This window comes from Acinetobacter sp. YH01019 (assembly GCF_013420285.1).
Classification (GTDB): domain Bacteria; phylum Pseudomonadota; class Gammaproteobacteria; order Pseudomonadales; family Moraxellaceae; genus Acinetobacter; species Acinetobacter gandensis.
Genome location: NZ_VOYM01000030.1, coordinates 1 through 20,093, shown reverse-complemented (window position 1 = coordinate 20,093; position 20,093 = coordinate 1). Strand labels below are relative to the sequence as shown.

General features: G+C 39.3%; 17 protein-coding genes. 10 read left to right on the top strand and 7 right to left on the bottom strand.

The genetic code is table 11. The annotated features are described in order from the left end of the window. Positions 1-15 precede the first annotated feature (15 nt). The 3 genes from recF to FTT84_RS08930 all read left to right on the top strand — a co-directional run bounded on the left by recF (position 16) and on the right by FTT84_RS08930 (position 4,152). Positions 16-1,098 (top strand): DNA replication/repair protein RecF, encoded by a 1,083-nt coding sequence (gene recF, locus FTT84_RS08940; RefSeq protein WP_067761978.1) that lies wholly within the window; start codon positions 16-18, stop codon positions 1,096-1,098. Between the two features lie 43 nt (positions 1,099-1,141). Then, positions 1,142-3,610, top strand: a complete 2,469-nt coding sequence (gyrB, locus tag FTT84_RS08935) for a DNA topoisomerase (ATP-hydrolyzing) subunit B (RefSeq protein WP_180080956.1) — start codon at positions 1,142-1,144, stop codon at positions 3,608-3,610. A 170-nt stretch (positions 3,611-3,780) separates the two neighbouring features. Continuing rightward, the gene (locus FTT84_RS08930; RefSeq protein WP_180080954.1) at positions 3,781-4,152 is read left to right on the top strand and encodes a hypothetical protein; all 372 of its coding nucleotides are present in this window, start codon (positions 3,781-3,783) and stop codon (positions 4,150-4,152) included. A 494-nt stretch (positions 4,153-4,646) separates the two neighbouring features. On the opposite strand, the gene FTT84_RS08925 is transcribed toward FTT84_RS08930, so the two are convergent. Next, a complete protein-coding gene (locus tag FTT84_RS08925) occupies positions 4,647-6,584 on the bottom strand; it encodes an ATP-binding cassette domain-containing protein (protein ID WP_180080952.1) in 1,938 nt (645 codons plus the stop codon). Positions 6,585-6,779: 195 nt separating this feature from the next. On the opposite strand from FTT84_RS08925, the gene FTT84_RS08920 reads away from it, so the two are divergent. The 4 genes from FTT84_RS08920 (at position 6,780) to erpA (ending at position 10,743) form a co-directional block, all read left to right on the top strand. Further along, entirely contained in the window at positions 6,780-7,784 is a 1,005-nt protein-coding gene (locus FTT84_RS08920) for a putative solute-binding protein (RefSeq protein WP_180080950.1), read from the top strand. Positions 7,785-8,041: 257 nt separating this feature from the next. Then, a complete protein-coding gene (locus FTT84_RS08915) occupies positions 8,042-9,052 on the top strand; it encodes a putative solute-binding protein (protein ID WP_180080948.1) in 1,011 nt (336 codons plus the stop codon). 212 nt (positions 9,053-9,264) lie between these two features. Further along, entirely contained in the window at positions 9,265-10,272 is a 1,008-nt protein-coding gene (locus FTT84_RS08910) for a putative solute-binding protein (protein WP_373685006.1), read from the top strand. 135 nt (positions 10,273-10,407) lie between these two features. Next, positions 10,408-10,743: an iron-sulfur cluster insertion protein ErpA gene (erpA, locus tag FTT84_RS08905; RefSeq protein WP_067761962.1), complete on the top strand. Its 336-nt coding sequence runs from the start codon at positions 10,408-10,410 to the stop codon at positions 10,741-10,743. Positions 10,744-10,809: 66 nt separating this feature from the next. On the opposite strand, the gene FTT84_RS08900 is transcribed toward erpA, so the two are convergent. The 4 genes from FTT84_RS08900 to grpE form a co-directional block, all read right to left on the bottom strand. Further along, positions 10,810-11,187, bottom strand: coding sequence for a hypothetical protein (locus FTT84_RS08900; protein ID WP_180080946.1), 378 nt, complete (start codon positions 11,185-11,187; stop codon positions 10,810-10,812). A gap of 119 nt (positions 11,188-11,306) precedes the next feature. After that, complete coding sequence (locus FTT84_RS08895) at positions 11,307-12,185, bottom strand: matrixin family metalloprotease (protein WP_306669858.1); 879 nt, start codon at positions 12,183-12,185, stop codon at positions 11,307-11,309. 209 nt (positions 12,186-12,394) lie between these two features. After that, positions 12,395-14,338, bottom strand: a complete 1,944-nt coding sequence (gene dnaK, locus FTT84_RS08890) for a molecular chaperone DnaK (RefSeq protein ID WP_067761957.1) — start codon at positions 14,336-14,338, stop codon at positions 12,395-12,397. 155 nt (positions 14,339-14,493) lie between these two features. Continuing rightward, positions 14,494-15,039: a nucleotide exchange factor GrpE gene (gene grpE / locus FTT84_RS08885; protein ID WP_067761955.1), complete on the bottom strand. Its 546-nt coding sequence runs from the start codon at positions 15,037-15,039 to the stop codon at positions 14,494-14,496. A 947-nt stretch (positions 15,040-15,986) separates the two neighbouring features. On the opposite strand from grpE, the gene FTT84_RS08880 reads away from it, so the two are divergent. Next, positions 15,987-16,229, top strand: coding sequence for a hypothetical protein (locus FTT84_RS08880; protein WP_081410234.1), 243 nt, complete (start codon positions 15,987-15,989; stop codon positions 16,227-16,229). 202 nt (positions 16,230-16,431) lie between these two features. Here the strand turns inward: FTT84_RS08880 and FTT84_RS08875 are convergent, their stop codons facing one another. Continuing rightward, on the bottom strand, positions 16,432-16,992 hold the full coding sequence (locus FTT84_RS08875; protein WP_180058684.1) for a hypothetical protein: 561 nt from the start codon (positions 16,990-16,992) through the stop codon (positions 16,432-16,434). Between the two features lie 200 nt (positions 16,993-17,192). Here FTT84_RS08875 and FTT84_RS08870 point away from each other — a divergent pair, with 200 nt between their 5' ends. Then, a complete protein-coding gene (locus FTT84_RS08870; RefSeq protein ID WP_180080942.1) occupies positions 17,193-18,263 on the top strand; it encodes an alpha/beta hydrolase in 1,071 nt (356 codons plus the stop codon). Between the two features lie 99 nt (positions 18,264-18,362). Here FTT84_RS08870 and FTT84_RS08865 read toward each other — a convergent pair whose 3' ends face one another. Next, positions 18,363-19,034, bottom strand: coding sequence for an acetoacetate decarboxylase family protein (locus FTT84_RS08865; protein ID WP_180058682.1), 672 nt, complete (start codon positions 19,032-19,034; stop codon positions 18,363-18,365). Positions 19,035-19,134: 100 nt separating this feature from the next. Between FTT84_RS08865 and FTT84_RS08860 the strand changes: the two genes are divergently transcribed. Beyond that, entirely contained in the window at positions 19,135-19,704 is a 570-nt protein-coding gene (locus tag FTT84_RS08860; RefSeq protein WP_067761942.1) for a peptidylprolyl isomerase, read from the top strand. The last annotated feature ends 389 nt before the right edge of the window (positions 19,705-20,093 follow it).

The window sequence follows — 20,093 nt, the reverse complement described above, 5'->3', positions numbered from 1 at the left end:
AAGTCTCTTTTTAATATGCATATCACGCGTTTACATGTAGAACGTGTTCGAAATTTAAAGACGGTTGCACTCTCTGGGTTGCAGCCGTTTAATGTCTTTTATGGGCAAAATGGCTCAGGAAAAACATCGGTTTTAGAAGCCATTCATTTGCTAGCGACGGGGCGTTCTTTCCGGACTCATATCCCTAAAAATTATATTCAAAATAACAGTCCTGACGCAGTGGTGTTTGCACAATCCGCCTCTGAACGTATTGGTATGCAAAAAATGCAGTCCGGCGAACAGTTGATTAAAGTCAATGGTGATTTAATTGGTACGCAAGGGCAACTTGCTAAATTGCTACCTTTACAACTGATTGACCCACAAAGTACCGATATCATAGATCATGGTGCAAAGCCCAGACGGCAACTTTTAGACTGGTTAATGTTCCACGTGGAACCGGAGTTTTACCATGCATGGCAATATTATGCGCGTGCGTTAAAGCAACGAAATAGTTTGTTGAAGTCGCGTCGAAATCTGAGTTTGTCAGACTTAGAGCCGTGGAACATTATGCTCAGTGATTACGGCGAAATATTGCATGCACAGCGCAGTCATGTTGTTGAGCAATGGGTCAAACATTTTGAGCAAGACTTGAAAGTTTTATTGCCGGATCTATCAGTGACGCTAGAGTACACAGCTGGCTTTCATGCAGAAACAGGCTTGCTGAATGATCTGACTAATCAGCATTATAAAGATTGTGAGAGGGGGTATACAGAATATGGTCCACACCGTGCAGATTTACGCTTAAAAACCCCGATGGGAGACGCTGATGTTGTGTTATCTCGCGGGCAAAAAAAGTTACTGATCATGGCTTTAAAACTGTCACAGATTTCAATGCTACATGCCTGTAATAAGGAAACTGTGGTATTATTGGATGATCTGACAGCAGAATTAGATTTAACCGCACAACAGCGATTAATTGAGCGTTTAAGCCATCTTGGTAGTCAAGTTTTTATTACCACTTTAGACCATGATTCAGTGCAAAAACACTTACATGATTTATCTATTTCTTATCAATTATTCAAAGTTGAAAATGGTACGGTTCAGGCTGTTGTGCAATGAAATACCACCTTTGGATAGACCTATTTTTCACTAGGGAGAAACCATGAGTTCAGAAGATCAAGCTGCTTCTCAAACAGAACAAACCATAGAAAAAGCTTATGATTCCTCTAGCATCAAAGTATTACGTGGCTTAGACGCAGTTCGTAAGCGTCCGGGTATGTATATTGGTGATACTGACGATGGTACAGGCCTACACCACATGGTGTTTGAAGTTGTCGATAACTCAATTGATGAAGCATTGGCAGGTCATTGTGATGAAATTAATGTCACTATTCATGAAGATGAGTCCGTAAGCGTATCGGATAACGGTCGTGGTATCCCAACAGATATACACCCTGAAGAAGGGGTTTCAGCAGCAGAGGTAATTTTAACTATTCTGCATGCTGGCGGTAAATTTGACGATAACAGTTATAAGGTTTCAGGTGGTCTTCACGGTGTTGGCGTTTCAGTTGTAAACGCTTTATCAGAAAAGCTCCTATTAAATATTCGTCGTGCGGGTAAGACCTATGAGCAGGAATATCGCCATGGCGATCCTGTCTATAAATTACGTGAAACTGGTGTGACTGAAACTTCAGGTACAACAGTCCGTTTCTACCCTAGTGCAGAAACCTTTAGCCAGACTATTTTTAATGTCGATATTTTGGCACGTCGTTTACGTGAATTATCATTCCTAAACGCGGGTGTACGTATTGTTCTACGTGATGAACGTGTAAACCTTGAACATGTGTATGACTATGAAGGCGGCTTATCTGAATTCGTAAAATACATTAACCAAGGTAAAACACATCTCAACGATATCTTCCATTTCACCACTCAAGCGGACAATGGGATTGGAGTTGAAGTTGCCCTACAGTGGAATGATACCTACCAAGAGAATGTCCGTTGTTTTACCAACAACATTCCGCAAAAAGATGGTGGAACGCATTTAGCTGGCTTCCGTGCTGCCTTAACGCGTGGCTTAAACAGCTACATGGAAAGCGAAAATTTACTCAAAAAAGAGAAAGTGGCAGTTTCAGGTGATGATGCACGTGAAGGCTTAACTGCGATTGTTTCTGTGAAAGTGCCTGATCCGAAATTCTCTTCGCAAACCAAAGAAAAATTGGTTTCGAGTGAAGTGAAAACTGCGGTTGAGCAAGCAATGAATAAGTCGTTCTCGGAATATCTTTTAGAGAATCCTCAAGCGGCTAAATCAATTGCAGGTAAAATTATTGATGCGGCGCGTGCACGTGATGCAGCACGTAAAGCGCGTGAAATGACACGTCGTAAGAGTGCGCTTGATATTGCTGGTTTACCAGGTAAATTGGCAGATTGTCAGGAAAAAGACCCAGCACTTTCTGAACTTTATTTAGTCGAAGGTGACTCTGCGGGCGGTTCTGCAAAACAAGGCCGTAACCGTAAGATGCAAGCGATTCTGCCATTAAAAGGTAAGATTTTAAACGTGGAACGTGCTCGTTTCGATAAGATGATTTCATCTCAAGAAGTCGGCACGCTGATCACAGCATTGGGCTGTGGTATTGGTCGTGAAGAATATAATCCAGATAAACTGCGTTATCACAAAATTATCATCATGACCGATGCCGACGTCGATGGTTCGCACATTCGTACGCTACTGTTGACCTTCTTCTTCCGTCAAATGCCAGAACTTGTGGAACGTGGTTATATTTATATTGCACAGCCACCGTTGTATAAGCTGAAAAAAGGCAAGCAAGAACAGTACATCAAAGATAACGATGCACTTGAGACTTACCTGATTTCAAATGCAATTGATGAGCTTGAGTTACACGTGAGTGCGAATGCGCCAGCTATTCGTGGTGAAGCTTTAGCAGGTGTGATTGCAGATTATCAAACTTCGCAAAAAAGTTTACATCGTTTAACCGTGCGTTACCCTGCAAGCGTGTTAGATGGTTTGTTGACGGTTGAAGGCTTTAAGTTAGATCAAGCCAATAATCAAGACTATGTACAAACTTGGGGCGAGCAATTGCGTGCCAATATTGAGAAAACTCAACCAAGTTTGCGTCCAGAACTGTCAATTGAAACTTTTGAGCATGAAAATGCTGAAGGTCAAAAGTCTGCGACATATTTCCCACGCATTACCATTTACGTGCACAACTTGCCGCACCATTATTTACTTGATTCAGGCCTTTTAGGCTCAGGTGAATATGCACGTCTGTTGAAGAATGCAAAGAGCTGGTTTACTTTGCTTGAAGATGGCGCTTACTTGCAAAAAGGCGAGCGTAAAATAGCGGTTAGCAGTTTCCATCAAGTTTGGCAAAACATTTTACAAGACTCACGCCGTGGCATGATGATTCAGCGCTATAAAGGTTTGGGTGAAATGAACGCTGAACAGCTTTGGGAAACTACAATGGATCCTGAAAACCGTAACATGTTACAGGTGACGGTACAGGATGCAATTGAAGCAGATCGTATGTTCTCTTGCTTGATGGGTGACGATGTTGAACCACGTCGAGCATTCATTGAAGAGAATGCATTGAATGCCGATATCGACGCATAATTCGATTACAGAATAATCAGAAAAAGCACTCCTTGGAGTGCTTTTTTTTATGCTATTGTGATTTATGGTGGTTAAATTATCATCGAATTGTGTTTTATAAAATTGACTTATTCTGCTGCTAAGCTGTCTAAATTAAGCGAATATCCAACAATATAAGAGGTCTGTCAGCTATGGACAATCAACTTGAACACATTCGAGACATTTGGGTGAATGCATTTTTTACCGGCAATTATGCAGTGTTGGCTGAGTATGAAGATGAGCATTTTAAAGTGGTATACGAGCAAGAAGGTCGGGTGGAAACGAATTATGTACGTTATGAGCGTATTGCACATGCGGTCAATAATGGCGTGTGGAAACCGAAAAAACCCGATGTTGAGTTTGAGGAATACGAGTTTAATCGCGATCAAACAGAGTGCAAAATTTTGATTGGTTTGACTGAAAATCAACAGCAGATTCAAGAAATTTGGCATTTTCATCAAGGCTGGAAAATACAAGAATTACGTTTTTTAAAAGCCAGTAAAACAGTACATTCGGCTGGTTAAAGTGAAAAAACAAATAAAAAAACCTAGAAATTTAAGAATAGAAAGTTAAAAAAAATTCTTAATTGTGGATAAGTCATTTGAATATTCACATATAATAGCGATAAAAATGGTGTTTGATTATAATTGTGGATAATAAATATCAAATTTATTTATCCACAATGCCTGTATTTTGTTTTTTGAATTTAAAATGGTTTTATGAATTTAAAATTAGGAATTTGAATTTAAAAGTTCTGCTGTGGATATCTTGTGCCGTATGTGAGCTGTAAATCATGCTGTTTTGAATTTATTTATGTCGCTTTGACACTTTTTATTTGGGTTTCTAGGTTTTACAAAGATTTCATTTATCTGAAAGATACAGAGTAATTAATGTGAAATATTGCTTGTTTAGTAGAATTTAAAAATCACCGTGGAACATTGAATTCTCACGGTGATTTATTTTTGAGCGATGGATAAGAATTACTTAATAATGCTGCTCAGGGTTGAAATAACAGTTTTTAAGCTTCAAAACTGCTTTCCATTTCCTCTAATTCCATCATTAATTCAAGCATTTGTTCTTCAATTGTTTCGAGTTTTGCTTTTAATTCAGTTTGCTCATTCATGAGTTTAAGCAAATCATCTTTGCGATTGGCTTCATATAAAGCGGTATCGCCAAGCAAAGTCTCAATTTCCATTAAGCGTGGTTGAATTTTGCCAATTTGCACTTCATTTTTTTCAATATTTTTACGGATGGGGCGGGTCAGTTCACGTTGGCGTGCAGCTTCTTTACGCTGCGCTTCCTTATCCACTTTTGAAATGCTTGGCTTTACTTCAACTTGAGATTGAATCGGTGCTGCAATTTGTTGGCCATTTTTCATCATCTCGATGCGTGCTTGACGTAGCCAGTCTGCATAAGCCACCAAGTCACCATCAAATTCACGGCATTTTCCATTATGTACCAACAGCAGTTCATCACAAACACTGGCAATTAATTGACGTTCATGTGATACCAGTACAACTGCACCTTCAAAGTCTTGTAGTGCCATGGTCAGGGCGTGACGCATATCTAAATCTAAGTGGTTGGTTGGTTCATCCAGAATCAGCACGTTTGGACGTTGCCATACAATCAGTGCCAAGGCTAAACGAGCACGTTCACCACCAGAGAAACCTTCACTTGGGGTATCCATACGTTCGCCACTAAAACCGAAACTACCTAAGAATGAACGTAGCGATGCTTCACTGATTTTTTTATCGGCGATACGTGACAATTGCAGCATCGGGCTGGCATTACCATCCAATGCATCCATTTGATGTTGGGCAAAATAACCGATATTCAGTAATTCAGATGCTTTGCGAGTACCTTGTAGTAATTCTAAGTCCGCCACCAATGATTTGATGAGCGTCGATTTACCAGCACCGTTCATACCCAATAAACCAATTCGGCTGCTTGGCGTAATTTGTAGATTAACGTTGGTCACAATGAGTTTGTCACCATAGCCAATGTCCGCATGTTCCATTTGCAAGAGCGGTGAGCTCATCTTTGTTGGCTCACGGAAACTAAAGGTAAACGGAGTATCAACATGTGCTGCAGATAATTCCTGCATACGCTCTAACTGTTTGATTCGGCTTTGCGCCTGTTTAGCTTTGGTGGCTTTGGCTTTAAAGCGGTCAATAAACTTTTGTAAATGAGCACGTGTTTCGAGCTGCTTCTCATAGGCTTGTTGTTGTTGTGCTAAGCGTTCTGAGCGTGTGCGTTCAAAAGTTGAATAATTACCGGTATATAAGGTTAATTCTTGATTTTCAATATGCAGAATATGATCGGTAATGGCATCAAGGAAATCACGGTCATGTGAAATTAAAACCAATGTGCCTTCATAGGCTTTCAACCAGTCTTCCAACCATAAAATCGCATCTAAGTCTAAGTGGTTGGTTGGTTCATCTAGTAAGAGTAAATCTGATCGACTCATCAGCGTACGTGCAAGATTTAAACGCATACGCCAACCACCAGAAAAACTTGAGACATTCAGTTGAGATTGGTGTTCAAAAAAGCCCAGGCCAGCCATTAATTGAGAGGCTTTTGACGGAGCAGTATAGCCATGAATTTCATCAAAGCGGCCATATAAATGTGCCAACTCTTCATCTTTTAAATTTTCTGGGTGTTCAAGTTTGTGTTGAATGTCCCAGTATTCTTCATCGCCTGAAAGGACAAAATCGATGGCTTTCATATCGAGCGCTTTAATTTCTTGCGCCATATGTGCCACAGTCCATACGGCTGGACGGGTGAGTGAACCTCCATCAGACTCCATGCCACCTAAAAGTGCAGCAAACAAAGTAGATTTACCTGCACCATTGACACCGGTTAGGCCAATTTTCCAGCCTGGATGCAATTGCATGGATGCCTTTTCAAATAAAACTCGTCCACCGCGACGTATGGAAAGTTGGTCTAACTGAATCATTGAACTGTCTAAACAAGAAGAATATGTGGCTATTCTAATAGATGGCTATGCAAAAGAAAAAACAAAGCATCGCAACCATCCGAAAAAATGTGACACGTTATACTCATTTATGTATATTCAAAATGCATTAAAATTTTAAAAATGTTTCAAATATTTGTTTTTAATGGATAAATAAGAATATATGGGAATGGGATAATGAGAAAAGGATTTTTGATTTTATCTGCTGTATCTGTATTGCTGAGCACACAAAGTTATGCAAATCAAAAAGTATGTGTGTTTGATTTATTAGGCAAAGCGGGTGAATCCTACAAATTAATGGAAGAATGGTCACTCGCCAGTCGAGCTTGGGGTGCTCAAGTTCAGCTTTTGGCTTATCAAGACGAGTCAAAAGTGGATAAAGATTTTAAAGACGGCTTATGTGATGCTTTTTATATGACATCTATGCGCGCAAGGGCCTACAATAAATTTGCAGGATCAATCGATGCTATTGGCGGGGTGCCCAATAATGAAATTGCCCAGAAAGCGATTAGTTATGTATTGGATAAGCGTAATGCCAAACGACTGGTGACTAATGCTAGTAAAGACAGTTATGAGGTGGCTGGTATCGGTCAAATTGGTTCAGCATATATTTTTGTCCGAGACAAAAATATTAATACCTTGGAAAAAGCTGAAGGCAAAAAATTCGCTGTTTTACATTATGACTATGCACAAAAAGTAATGGTCAATCGTGTCGGGGCAGTTCCAGTGATGTCTGAAATTTCAAATTTCATCCGCAAATTTAATCAAGGTGAAGTTGAAATTGTTGCTGCACCAGCCTATGCCTTCAAACCTTTAGAACTACATAAAGGTTTAGGAACAAAAGGCGCCATGGTAAATTTCCCTGTGGTGAATGTGACTGCTGATTTAGTGATTCGGAGCAGCAAATTTCCAGATCAATTTTCTGAGCAGTCGCGTCTTTGGTTTGTCAAACAACTGCCAAAAAGCTTTGCCATGGTGAAACGCATGGAAGCCGAGATTCCTGCGAAATATAAGATGAATTTAAGTAAAGAAGATCGGGTCAAATATCAAAAAATATTACGTGATGGCCGAATGGATTTGACCCGTCAAGGGATTTACGACTCCACCATGATGACGGTACTTAAAAAAGCGCGTTGCACCATTGAAAGAACCAATTTTGAGTGTTCTGTTTCGGGTGAATAAGCAATTTTCTTGTATTTCTTTGTAAAATTTCATGAAAAAATTGCAAGTGAAAAAACAAGCATGCATTTTTATAACACAATGATAATGAATAAAATTTAGTATTGCTATAAAAGTGATAAGCATCACAAAAATGCAGAATATGCCAAAATGACCGAAATAAATGGAGTAAATGCTCTATTTTTTTTAAATTAACTTGCTTAATATCGCTTTTGTGTAGGGACACCCTGAAGCATAAAAAGATTTGAAAGGACAATACAATGAAAAAAACACTCCTATCCTTGGCTACATTTGCTGCAATTGGTTTTGCTGGTTCAGCACAAGCCGCAGCAGTAGATATCTGTGTATTTGACTTATTAGGTAAGTCAGGTGAGTCATATCAAATGGCTCAAGAGTGGGCACTGGCAGCAAAAGGCTGGGGTGCAGAAATTAATCTAATTCCGCGTCAGGATGAAGCGGTTGCAGACAATGACTTTAAAGCGGGTAAATGTGATGGCGTATTTATGACCGCTATGCGTGCTCGTCAATACAATAAATTTGCAGGTTCAATTGACGCACTTGGCGGTGCACCAAGTAATGCGATCGCACAACGCGCAATTACCTTTGCTCTAGATAAGCGTAATGCAGCAAAAATGGTGAGCAACCTAGGCGGTAAAAAATATGAAGTTGCCGGTATTGCGCCTTTAGGTTCAGCATTTATTTTTGTTCGTGATAAAAAAATTGACTCAATTGAAAAAGCTGCGGGTAAAAAGTTTGCAGTATTGGGCTATGACGATGCACAAAAAATTATGGTGCAGCGTGTGGGCGCACAAGCGGTAATTTCTGATGTATCAAACTTTGTGGCTAAATTTAATAATGGTCAGGTAGATATGGTGGGTGCACCAGCATATGCATACAAACCTTTAGAAATTTATAAAGGTCTGGGTACAAATGGTGCGATGTTTAACTTCCCAGTTCTACAAGTAACTGCGGACTTTATTATTCGTCCAGATCAATTCCCAGCAGGTTTTGGTCAGAAATCACGTGATTGGTTTGTGAAACACTTACCAAAGAGTATTGCGATGATTAACCGTCTAGAAGGTGGTATTCCTGCAAAATACAAAATGAATTTAAGTGCTGAAGATAAGACCAAATATCAAAAATTATTACGTGAAGGTCGTATGGATATGACTAAGCGTGGAATTTATGATGCGTCTATGATGTCTGTGCTGAAAAAAGCACGTTGTTCTGTCGATAAAGCGAATTTTGAATGTTCTATTGGCGGCGAATAAGCTGATTTATAATGAAAAAAGCCTGGAATGATCCAGGCTTTTTTTTTGCATATTTGCTGGTCATTCTAGCCATTGAGTGTATCAAAAATTCAGGTAATCTTGAATGAAATTGGTCTCTAGCTAAAACTAAAAGATGAAGCTAAGCCATTGAGTACGAATTAAAAAAACATTTCACTCAAAATAAAAATAGTGAATACACAAGGAAAGTCAGTATGAAACAATGGACAAAAGCATTGGCCGCGAGTGCTGTGCTCATGGCGGTATCTGGTCTCACTCAGGCAAAACAAGTGGTTTGTGTTTTTGACCTTGTCGGTAAAAATGGTGATGTATTCGCCTTAATGAAAGATTATCAATTAGCGGCAAAAAACTGGGGCGCGGATATTGAATTGCGCGTTGGTCAAAACGAAGCGGTTATTGCTGAAGATTTTAAAGCCGGAAAGTGCGACGGGATCAGTGTCACGGGCATGCGCGGTCGCCAATTTAACGCTTTTACCGGATCTTTAGATGCAATTGGTGCAATACCAGACTTAAAACTTGCAGTTAAAGTCATGCAAGGTCTAGCGAATCCAACTTTTGCTAAAAATATGGTGCAAGGGCGCTATGAAGTTGCAGGTGTGATCCCTGTAGGTGACGCCTATTTATTAGTAAATGACCGCAGTATTAATACTGTGGCGAAGGCCGCAGGTAAAAAAATTGCCGTACTTGATTATGACGATGCGCAAAAAATTATGGTGCAGCAAGTGGGCGCTCAAGCGGTGAGTGCAGATGTCACCAACTTTGGTGCGAAGTTTAATAATGGTCAAGTCGATATTATTGGTGCACCTGCTGCAGTATTTAAACCCCTAGAATTACATAAAGGTTTGGGTTCGAAGGGCGCAATTGTGAATTATCCAATTCTACAAGTGACTGGCAATATTATTATCCGCCCAGATAAGTTCCCAGCAGGATATGGCCAAAAATCACGTGATTGGGTGAAAACACAATTGCCACGAGCATTTACCATTTTGGGTAAAATGAAGTCTGAAATTCCGACCAAATATTGGATGGATGTACCAGCAGCGGATCGAGCTGGCTATCAGAAAATGATGCGTGATGCGCGTATTGATTTAACCAAGCGCGGTATTTATGACAAACGCATGATGAAACTTTTGTGGCAATTCCGTTGTAAACAAGATCCGAAAAACTTCGAATGTGCATTACATGATGAGAACTTTAAATAAGCTAAAAGTAAATCTTGATAAAAATACTCTGATTTAACTTTAAACTGCCAAGACTGACCATATATTGAGTATGTTATACTTGAAATATGGTCTTTTCTTTTTTAAAGACATCCAAATGACTCAGAGGAATCCATCATGAATGCTCAAGCACTTGTGCTGACTGACAACGCTGCCAATAAAGTACGCCAATTGCGTGACAGTGAAGGTAACCAAGACCTAATGTTACGTGTATATGTAACAGGTGGTGGTTGCTCAGGTTTCTCTTATGGTTTTAATTTCGCAGAAAGCCAAAACGAAGATGATGCTGAATTTGTGAATGATGATGTGAAAATGTTAGTCGATTCACTTAGCTATCAGTATCTCGTTGGTTCAGTTGTTGATTATCTTGAAGGTTTAGAAGGTTCTCGTTTCGTGGTGCAAAACCCGAATGCAACAACGACCTGTGGTTGCGGATCATCATTCTCAATCTAACGGATTGATCTGATGAGCCATAAAAAAGCCCTCTTGTGAGGGCTTTTTTAATGTCTAAGTAAAGGCTTAAGCTTCAAACTTTAACGCTTCAAGTACATCTAAAATAACAGTAGTCACATCTTGACTTAATTCATGATTATTAAAAATTTCATAAGCTGAAATGGTAATATCCGTATCACTTGGTAGCAGGCGTTGTTCTTCTTCAATCAGGTCATTAATAGGTAATAAAGTTTGCTTTACTTTGAGATGTAACACATCTTTAAACTCAAGATTTTCATCCTCAAGTTCAATCAGTTGCTCGTTAAAATAGGGTAAAAGCACTGAATGGAGATAAGGTTGAATTTCAGTGATATCAAATAGTTCAATATCGCGAGTTTGTTCAATCGTGCTGATGTGGTCATTCACTTCAATTAAGATATGGTAGTAACTCACATTGCTCTCCACGGATGGGTTATAAATAAGAAATTATTGCACAATCACAATAACATGAAATGACGGTTTTTTGTTTAAGAAAGCCTATATAGGCTTATAAAATGTATGGGATTTTTATCACGTTTTGAGGATTAACGATAATAAAGCAGCGTTTGGTCAGCAGGCATTAATTTAAAACCTTCCAATTGCTGAGCACCCAAAATAGGATACATCAGGGCAGCGGGGTCTTGATGATGGCCTAAGCCTAATGCATGACCTAATTCATGCGCGAGTGTAAGACGTAAATCTGCTTCGGCATCAAATTGATAGATCTGGATTTGATCTCCCATAAAGACGCCTTTGTGAAACTCTCGGGCAGGGAAACGCTGACTGGCTTGGATCACACCAGCATTGTATTGATCAATCTTTTGATTAAAGCTGGAGACTTGTAGATTGAATTGGTTATTTTGTTGATTGAACGCATCAATTTCATGGTCTAGTTGTGCAGCTTGATCTCGAACACTGATGAGCTGTTGTTGAATGCGTTGTAAATTCTCACCATGGCGTTGCTCTATGCGACTCCAACTTGCATATTCCTGTTTAAGTCGAGCAGCTTCAGCATGTAGCATGACTTGTCGGGAGCGTAGTTGAGCCTCTTGCTGTGCTAATGATTGTCGTGAGTTTGATAAATTTTCTGCATGTAAATCATTTTGTTGTTTTTCTTTATTTAGCTGTTGCTGTGCTTTTTTATAAGCGTTGTAATGGTCTTGTCGATTATCATAAATTAAGCGAATGGTTAGTTTTGCCTTGGGGTCATACACAAAAAAATCTTTATTGGTGCCTTGATGCCAAATTTCCATTGCTTCTTTACTCAGCTGAATGACCTCTGTCTGACTTAAACCAAAACGTGGGTCGACATCGCTGACACGAAAACGTAATCGTGTGTCGAAAGGGTGAGTGATCCGATCCCAAGCCGAATTGAAGCGAAGTTGCGGATGGTTTTGAGTTTGAACAACCCAAAACAGGCTCATCAGTACAAATACTAGAATATATATAAAACGCATGGCGTAGTATGAAGTCTTTATTTTTTTAATAATGTAGCTGAAGTCTAATCAATTGGGAACTCAGCTTTTATTTGAATTAGCTTTTTAATCTTATCCGTTGTCTTCATTAAACTTGTTGAATGAATAGCATAAAAAAAACCGCGCTTGCGCGCGGTTTTTTGATTTAAAGCGACAAATTATTTTTTGTCATCTTTAACTTCAGTGAACTCAGCATCAACTACGCCATCGTCCGCTTTTTGAGATTGACCGGCATCGCCACCTTGGAATGCATTCGGATCAAAACCTTCAGCGCCACCTTGACCTTGAGCTGCTTCATATGCACGTTGAGTGATCGGCATAATGATGTTTTGAAGTGCTTCAGTTTTCGCTTTGATGTCTTCTACGTCATTTTCTTTGGTAGAAGCTTCAAGTTCAGCTGTTGCAGTTTCAATTGCAGTTTTTTCGTCTGCAGTCACTTGCTCACCTAGATCTTTCACTGCTTTTTGAGCAGAAGATACAAGTGCATCAGCTTCGTTACGTGCTTTCGCTAACTCTTCAAATTTACGATCTTCTTCAGCATTCGCTTCAGCATCTTTGATCATTGCTTCGATTTCAGCATCAGACAAACCTGAGTTTGCTTTAATCTGGATTGATTGCTCTTTACCAGTGCTCTTATCTTTCGCAGATACTTTCAAGATACCGTCAGCGTTGATGTCGAAGGATACTTCAATTTGTGGCACACCACGTGGAGCAGGTGGGATGTCGCCTAATTGGAAGTTACCTAACAATTTGTTTTGCTGCGCCATTTTACGTTCACCTTGGAACACAGAAATGTCTACAGCAGGTTGGTTGTCAGCAGCAGTTGAGAACACTTGAGATTTCTTCGCAGGAATCGTGGTGTTTTTCTCGATGATCGCTGTTAACACGCCACCCATAGTTTCGATACCAAGTGTCAACGGCGTAACGTCAAGAAGAAGTACGTCAGTTTTGTCACCTGAAAGTACAGCACCTTGAATCGCAGCACCCATTGCTACAGCTTCATCTGGGTTCACGTCTTTACGTGGTTCACGTCCGAAGAACTCTTGTACTTTTTGTTGTACAAGTGGCATACGAGACTGACCACCGACCAAGATTACGTCAGAGATGTCAGAGGTTGAAAGACCTGCATCTTTGAGTGCAATCTTACATGGTTCAATTGTACGAGCAACCAAGTCAGCAACCAAACCTTCAAGTTTAGAGCGAGTCACATTGATCACTAAGTGTTTAGGACCAGTCGCATCTGCTGTGATGTATGGAAGGTTGATTTCTGTTGCATTCGAAGAAGAAAGCTCGATTTTTGCTTTTTCAGCAGCTTCTTTTAAACGTTGAAGTGCAAGCGGATCTTGTTTCAAGTTTACGCTTTGCTCTTTCTTAAATTCTTCAACCAAGAATTCAATTAACGCGTTATCGAAGTCTTCACCACCAAGGAATGTGTCACCGTTTGTAGATAACACTTCAATTTGTTGGTCGCCATCAAGGTCAGCGATTTCAATGATTGATACGTCAAAAGTACCACCACCCAAGTCGTATACAGCAACTTTACGGTCGCCTTCTTTTTTGTCCATACCGAACGCAAGTGCAGCTGCAGTTGGTTCGTTGATGATACGTTTAACTTCTAAACCTGCAATTTTACCTGCATCTTTAGTTGCTTGACGCTGCGCATCGTTGAAGTAAGCAGGAACAGTAATAACTGCTTCAGTTACTGTTTCGCCTAGGTAATCTTCAGCTGTTTTTTTCATCTTTTTCAAGATTTCAGCAGAGATTTGCTGTGGCGCAAGTTTCTTATCGTTTACATCAACCCAAGCATCGCCATTGTCTGCTTGGATAATTTTGTAAGGTACAAGACCGATGTCTTTTTGAACCGCTTGGTCTTGGTACTTACGACCGATCAAACGTTTGATCGCGAACAATGTGTTTTTAGGGTTGGTTACTGCTTGACGTTTCGCAGATTGACCTACAAGGATTTCGCCATCTTTATACGCAATAATAGATGGAGTTGTACGTGCGCCTTCAGCGTTGTCAATTACTTTAACTTTGTCGCCTTCAAGTACTGCTACGCAAGAGTTAGTTGTACCTAAGTCAATACCAATGATTTTCGCCATTTGGATGTTTCCTCTAAAATTCTTTTATTCCCAAATTCTTCCCTTTCTCAAAGGGAAATAAAAAGGGATTTACTTGTTATCCGATATGAGAGCCAATCAAAAATTTTCAAGTAATTTTCTGGAAAATTTTTCAAAAACTCTCGAATTTCTTGGTCTTATGCGCCAACCATAACCATTGCTGGACGTAATAAACGACCATTTAGGCTATAGCCCTTTTGTAATACTGTGCCAATTTCGTTGGCTTTTGCATTTGGGTCGATACCGACAGCTTGATGTAAGTCAGCGTTGAAACCGTTTGCCGTATCAACAGCAACCACACCAAATTTTTCAAGTGTTGTTAATAACGATTTAAGCGTCAGTTCAACACCTTCAGACAATGCTGATTTTTCGTCGCCGACAGCTGCAATTGCACGTTCAAGGTTATCGACAGAATCCAAGAGTTGTTTCGCAAACTTTTCTAAAACGGTGTCTTTATGTTTTTCAGACTCACGTTGGATGCGTTCAACACTTTTTTGTGCTTCGTACACTGCATTTGCTGTGCGTGCTTTTTCTAGCTTTAAGTCACCTTCAAGCTGAGCAATCTGTTCTTGCAAAGATTCAACGGTAACTTCAGCTTGCTCAGTTTCAGCTTGAGCGGCTTGTTGTTCTGTTGCTTGCTCGGGTTGAAGATCTTGAGCTTCTTGGTTTTGCTCAGTCGCCATTGATTTACTCCGTTTAAATGGGTTCTTAAACATGTCAGTCCTTATAGCTATGCGTTCAAACAACATCAAAGCAAACTGCCATGCGTTTTGAATTCATGATTAATACAAGAAATCGGGGCAAGGGTAAAAAATTCAAGCGAAGTACACGATTAATTGCGATTTTTTATCTAATAAATGATAAGAAGCGGAAAAATGAAAAAAATCTACGATAAATTATGAATTTATAAATTATTGATTTGAATGGTAATCTTAAGAATAATCGGAATCGTGAATATATACGATGAATTTTAACGGTTTCTCATTCAGCTGAAGAACGAAGATAATGCCTACATTGGAAGTGACCATATCTACTGGAGAGAGGGATATGGTAACTACCACCAATTTAAAAAAATATTTTTTTATGCCGATCCCCCAAGAATCGGCATTTTTTTTGCCCAAATACTGTGCTGGTTAATATTTATACATAAAAACTCTTAATATCAGTTTTATAAAGTATTTCTCAAAATATTAATGAAACCCTATTATTGTTTTCAGATTCTATCGCTGTAGTTTCTTCTATATTTTAGAATGTGTTTTTCATGGCCTGCTTCTCTCATAAGCAGGCTTTTTTTTGTTCAAAATATTTCAAATCAATACATTAGGTAACTGAGCTGCAATTTTTGTGGCTTTTCTATTTATTTATAAATTCTGTCAGCTTACTTCAAAAGGCCGTTATTTAGTTTAAAAACACATGAATAACAATGTGCTGAGATACAGGTCTGCGCTTTATCTTTTATATACTTCGCCTTTTAAACAATTAATAAAAAATTGCATAACTTGTACTCCCGCTCGTAAAAACTACAACTCACAAGGTGAGAACTTCACAAAATAATTTCCCATGATGTCGGGGTAAAGTTGAGTTATGCGCTTTATGTATTTTACTGACTTAATTCATTAAGGAAAAAATGATGATGAAAAAAACCGGTCTTTTACTACTTGCTGTGATGGGTGTTGCTGGTCTTGCAGTGGGTTGTAGTTCGCAAGAAGCTGTGGAGTCTCCTGAAACTGCACAACAAGTCACAGGTGCAGAAGCACAAATATCGACAGAACAAACGGGTGCAGTTGTTCAAGCTGATCCTTCAGCTCAAGGGGTAGAAGTACAATCTGTACCAGCGGCACCTGCTGCACAACAGCCAACAGGTCAGGAGTAATTCAAATTTGCTGAATGAATGATATATGTCCAGTTCAGCACAAGAATAGACAGGAGATAGGATGCCTCTTCTGTCTCTTTTTTTATTCTATTTTCGTTGTTATTGATGAATTGATTTGAATGGTCGTACTTGATTCATGTGCACAAGAAAAAAAGCCCATGACGTCGTATGAGCTTTTCTATATAGATGTTGATTTTATCTGTTAACGGCGATTTTCCCAATTGTGACGTCGTTGTTCAGCAATTTTACGTTGTTGGTCAGAAACCTTTTTGATGTCTTTGTCTCGCTCTTTACGGTATTGTTCTGCACGTTTCTTACGCTCATCTGCTGCTTTATTGCGTTGCTGCTCAATACGCTGCCGTTCTTGCTGGGCTTTATGGCGGTTTTGCTCATTACGTTGGCGACGTTCATCTTCAACACGTTTACGTTGTTGTTCTGTGCGTTGACGTTCGAGTTCGTTTTTACGACGTTCCCAATCTTGCTGATTTTTACGATTTTGTTCCCACTTACGCTGCTCAAGTTGCTGTTTTTTACGTTCTAACTCAAGACGATTACGTTGTTGTTGCTGTCGTTCCCAAGCACGACGGTCTTGTTCATAACGTGAATCATAACGGCGATCAGTCCGATAATCATAACCACGGTCGTAGCGTTGATCATAACGCTGATCGTAGCGGCCATCGTAATAGCCATCTTCAGGAAATGCCACACAGCCTACAGCCAAAAAAGCTGTCGCCAAGGACAGAACAATTATTTTCTTAGCCATGGTCGGTATCCTTTATTTAAAGTGGGTTTGCAAAATCAACCCGTGAAAATTTGGTAAATTGTCAATGACAACCTGATAAAAGAAGATTAGCTTAACTACGGCTACGCTATGTATATCGATGTTTGGACTTGTATGTGAATATGGTCACATTTGACCAAAACATGTAGAAAGTATGAAGAATGATAACGAAAGGATTTGGCATGTTTGCTTTGAATGAATCATTAAAAAACTTGAAAGATAAAGGGCAGGGGACTGCTGCACGTTTGTTGGATCGTTTACCGAATTTTGCCAAAGAGAGTCTTGCGAAAAAACTCGACTATCCTTATATCTTTCCGCAGCTTGATCCGCTGGTAAAATGCATGATGGCGGCGCAACTCAAACAAGGTAAGTCTGGCTTTATAACCATGGACTATCAGAAGTCACGTAAGCAGTTTGAATTGCAAATGGAGTCGATTAAAACGAAGCCTACAGCAGTGAAATTGGTTCAAGACTTACGTCTTCCCTTACAAAGCGGCACGGTATTCGCCCGACATTATCATCCAGCACCAAATAAAAAATTACCGATGATCGTGTTTTATCATGGTGGTGGTTTTGTGGTGGGCAGTTTGGACACACATGATGAAGTTTGCCGTTTATTAGCTGTACATGCCAAAGCACAAGTGCTAAGTATTGATTATCCGTTAACACCTGAAGCGAGCCCTGCACATCTTATTCAAATTTGTGAAGATGCATTAGCATGGGCATATCAAAATCGCACCCAATTTAAAATTCTTAAAAATCGAATTGCAGTTGCCGGTGACAGTGCAGGCGGAAATATTGCCACAGTGGTTGCGCAGCGTAGTGTGAAAAAAGCTTTTGCGCCACAAGCCCAGTTATTAATTTATCCAGTAGTGGATTTTAAGAGCCGCCATCCTTCGTTCTTTGCATATAAAGATGGTTTGGTATTAACGGAACAAGATATTGATACGGTTACAGCATTATATCAACAACAGCAAGATGTAGCTTTGGATGATCCTTTAATTTCCCCTACCTATGGCAAAGTTGCAGGTATTGCACCAGCCTATATTTTGACGGCTGGGCATGACGTATTGCATGACGAGGGTGAGATTTATTCACATAAATTACGTCAGCAAGGCATTAAAGTTTTTTATGAAGAATATACGGATCAAACGCATGGTTTTGTTAATTTAACCCCTGTGTCACATCGTGCTAAAAAATATGTCATTGAGTTTAGTTCTAAATTCCGCAAATTTTGGGATAAGCGTAGCTAAGAACTTCACAAATTAAATGATCAATATAAAAGAAGGTATGGTTTCACGTGAAACCATACCTTTTATACATTTAAATAAGCTATCCATTGAAAGGTTAAATTATTTGGTTTGAATGCTCGCTTCAGGAAAGACCAAATGAAATTGAGGAACATAAAAGCTTTGTAAATAGCGCGCTTGAGAAAAGTCTGGAAACAGAGCATGGGTATTCTCCCATTCAGCATTTATTAGTTTGGATAAATGTCCACGGAACTGTGGTGAAAATTGGTAACGCCGACCTTGCCACGCTTGTCGTATTTGTAGAAGAGAAGCAGGTAGATGATGACTATTAATATAGAAAGAACGTAGACGTCTAGTTTTAGTTAAGCGAATACGCATTTCATGTTGTTGGACTTTAATGCTACATACGATTTCTTGCGCATGTTGCTGCCATTCAAATTTTGCCAACTCTTTAGGAATACCCCATAAGGCTTGTCCATGATCAACAGAAATTTGAGTAGATACATAAATTTTAGGAATCGAGCTGAGTCGGCGCTTACTCATTAAAGGATGATCCAGAATGAGCAGTTCATCATAAGGACCAACCGGGGAGTGTTTGTAGCGGACTAATAAAACTTGTACCACTCGCCCGATGGGTGAGGGCGCCAAACGAAAATCTTGTGCTGCACGTATAAAGGAAGGAGAAACCCAATAATTCAAAATAAAAGCGTCCCCATCTAAATGCCAAGGCGGTAGATGCTCAAGTGATGTATTTGTCGAAATGATCTGCGTCATCGTTTTTTCTCGTTTTAATAATAGTATGAACTACTTTTTAATCATCAAAGACTAATATACAGTCAATAACAAGTTCGACTTAATTCAGAAGAGTTAACAAATGTTAAAGAACGCTTTTATGGCAATGATAGTAGCTACGATAAGTATGAGTAGCATGGCTGCAAATACATTGGTTGAAATGAAGACCAGTCAAGGCAATATTGAGATTGAGTTATTTAATGATAAAGCGCCAATTTCTGCCAAGAACTTTGAAGCCTATGTCAAAGATAACTTCTATAACGGCACTATTTTCCATCGCGTTATTCCTGGCTTTATGATTCAAGGTGGAGGTATGGATGCCAAGATGGTTGAAAAACCCAATAAGCCAAGCATTAAAAATGAATCGTATAACGGATTGGCAAATAGCCGAGGAACATTGGCAATGGCCCGCATGAATCACCCGGATTCAGCAAGTAGCCAATTTTTTATTAATGTAGCAAACAATGACTTCCTTAATAAAAGTGCAATGAATGCTGGCTATGCTGTTTTCGGTAAAGTGACAAAAGGCATGGATGTGGTCGATAAAATCGTAAAAGTACCGACTGCAAACTACGGAATGCATCAAAATGTACCGACTACACCTGTGGTTATCCAATCGGTGACCATTAAAACAGCAGAAGTAAAGAAATAAGCTCATAAGTTTAAAAAATAATTTCACATGATATTTTTTATAAATATCATGTGTTTATTTGCGTTTTGCATTTATTTTGAACCATATTGGTGCATAAAAATAAAACAGTCGTGATTCTTGTGAGTGAAAAGCACTTGCGTGTGTAAGAAATTGCCCTATAATGACCCCCATACCGACGAGATAGACGGAAACGAACGAAGCGCGAAGCGTTGAGTTGTTAAGTTTATTGAAGTCCAGCATCTAATACTGACGAGGTATTAGAAAGATCATTAAGAGATTATGAAGAACAACTTGTGTGGATTTTTACTAGTTGATCAGTCGAAATTATTTTCATTGATTGATGGTAGAAATTACTCGAAGTTTATTTGAGAAATTAATGTCAGAAAATT

Excerpts from the sequence above, each read along its gene's own strand:
- FTT84_RS08875 (WP_180058684.1), bottom strand. The coding sequence starts at position 16,992 with ATGGCTAAGAAAATAATTGTTCTGTCCTTGGCGACAGCTTTTTTGGCT.
- grpE (WP_067761955.1), bottom strand. The coding sequence starts at position 15,039 with ATGGCGACTGAGCAAAACCAAGAAGCTCAAGATCTTCAACCCGAGCAA.
- gyrB (WP_180080956.1), top strand. The coding sequence starts at position 1,142 with ATGAGTTCAGAAGATCAAGCTGCTTCTCAAACAGAACAAACCATAGAA.
- FTT84_RS08870 (WP_180080942.1), top strand. The coding sequence starts at position 17,193 with ATGTTTGCTTTGAATGAATCATTAAAAAACTTGAAAGATAAAGGGCAG.
- FTT84_RS08910 (WP_373685006.1), top strand. The coding sequence starts at position 9,265 with ATGAAACAATGGACAAAAGCATTGGCCGCGAGTGCTGTGCTCATGGCG.
- recF (WP_067761978.1), top strand. The coding sequence starts at position 16 with ATGCATATCACGCGTTTACATGTAGAACGTGTTCGAAATTTAAAGACG.
- dnaK (WP_067761957.1), bottom strand. The coding sequence starts at position 14,338 with ATGGCGAAAATCATTGGTATTGACTTAGGTACAACTAACTCTTGCGTA.
- FTT84_RS08880 (WP_081410234.1), top strand. The coding sequence starts at position 15,987 with ATGATGAAAAAAACCGGTCTTTTACTACTTGCTGTGATGGGTGTTGCT.
- FTT84_RS08865 (WP_180058682.1), bottom strand. The coding sequence starts at position 19,034 with ATGACGCAGATCATTTCGACAAATACATCACTTGAGCATCTACCGCCT.
- FTT84_RS08860 (WP_067761942.1), top strand. The coding sequence starts at position 19,135 with ATGTTAAAGAACGCTTTTATGGCAATGATAGTAGCTACGATAAGTATG.
- FTT84_RS08930 (WP_180080954.1), top strand. The coding sequence starts at position 3,781 with ATGGACAATCAACTTGAACACATTCGAGACATTTGGGTGAATGCATTT.
- FTT84_RS08925 (WP_180080952.1), bottom strand. The coding sequence starts at position 6,584 with ATGATTCAGTTAGACCAACTTTCCATACGTCGCGGTGGACGAGTTTTA.
- FTT84_RS08915 (WP_180080948.1), top strand. The coding sequence starts at position 8,042 with ATGAAAAAAACACTCCTATCCTTGGCTACATTTGCTGCAATTGGTTTT.
- erpA (WP_067761962.1), top strand. The coding sequence starts at position 10,408 with ATGAATGCTCAAGCACTTGTGCTGACTGACAACGCTGCCAATAAAGTA.
- FTT84_RS08920 (WP_180080950.1), top strand. The coding sequence starts at position 6,780 with ATGAGAAAAGGATTTTTGATTTTATCTGCTGTATCTGTATTGCTGAGC.
- FTT84_RS08895 (WP_306669858.1), bottom strand. The coding sequence starts at position 12,185 with ATGAGCCTGTTTTGGGTTGTTCAAACTCAAAACCATCCGCAACTTCGC.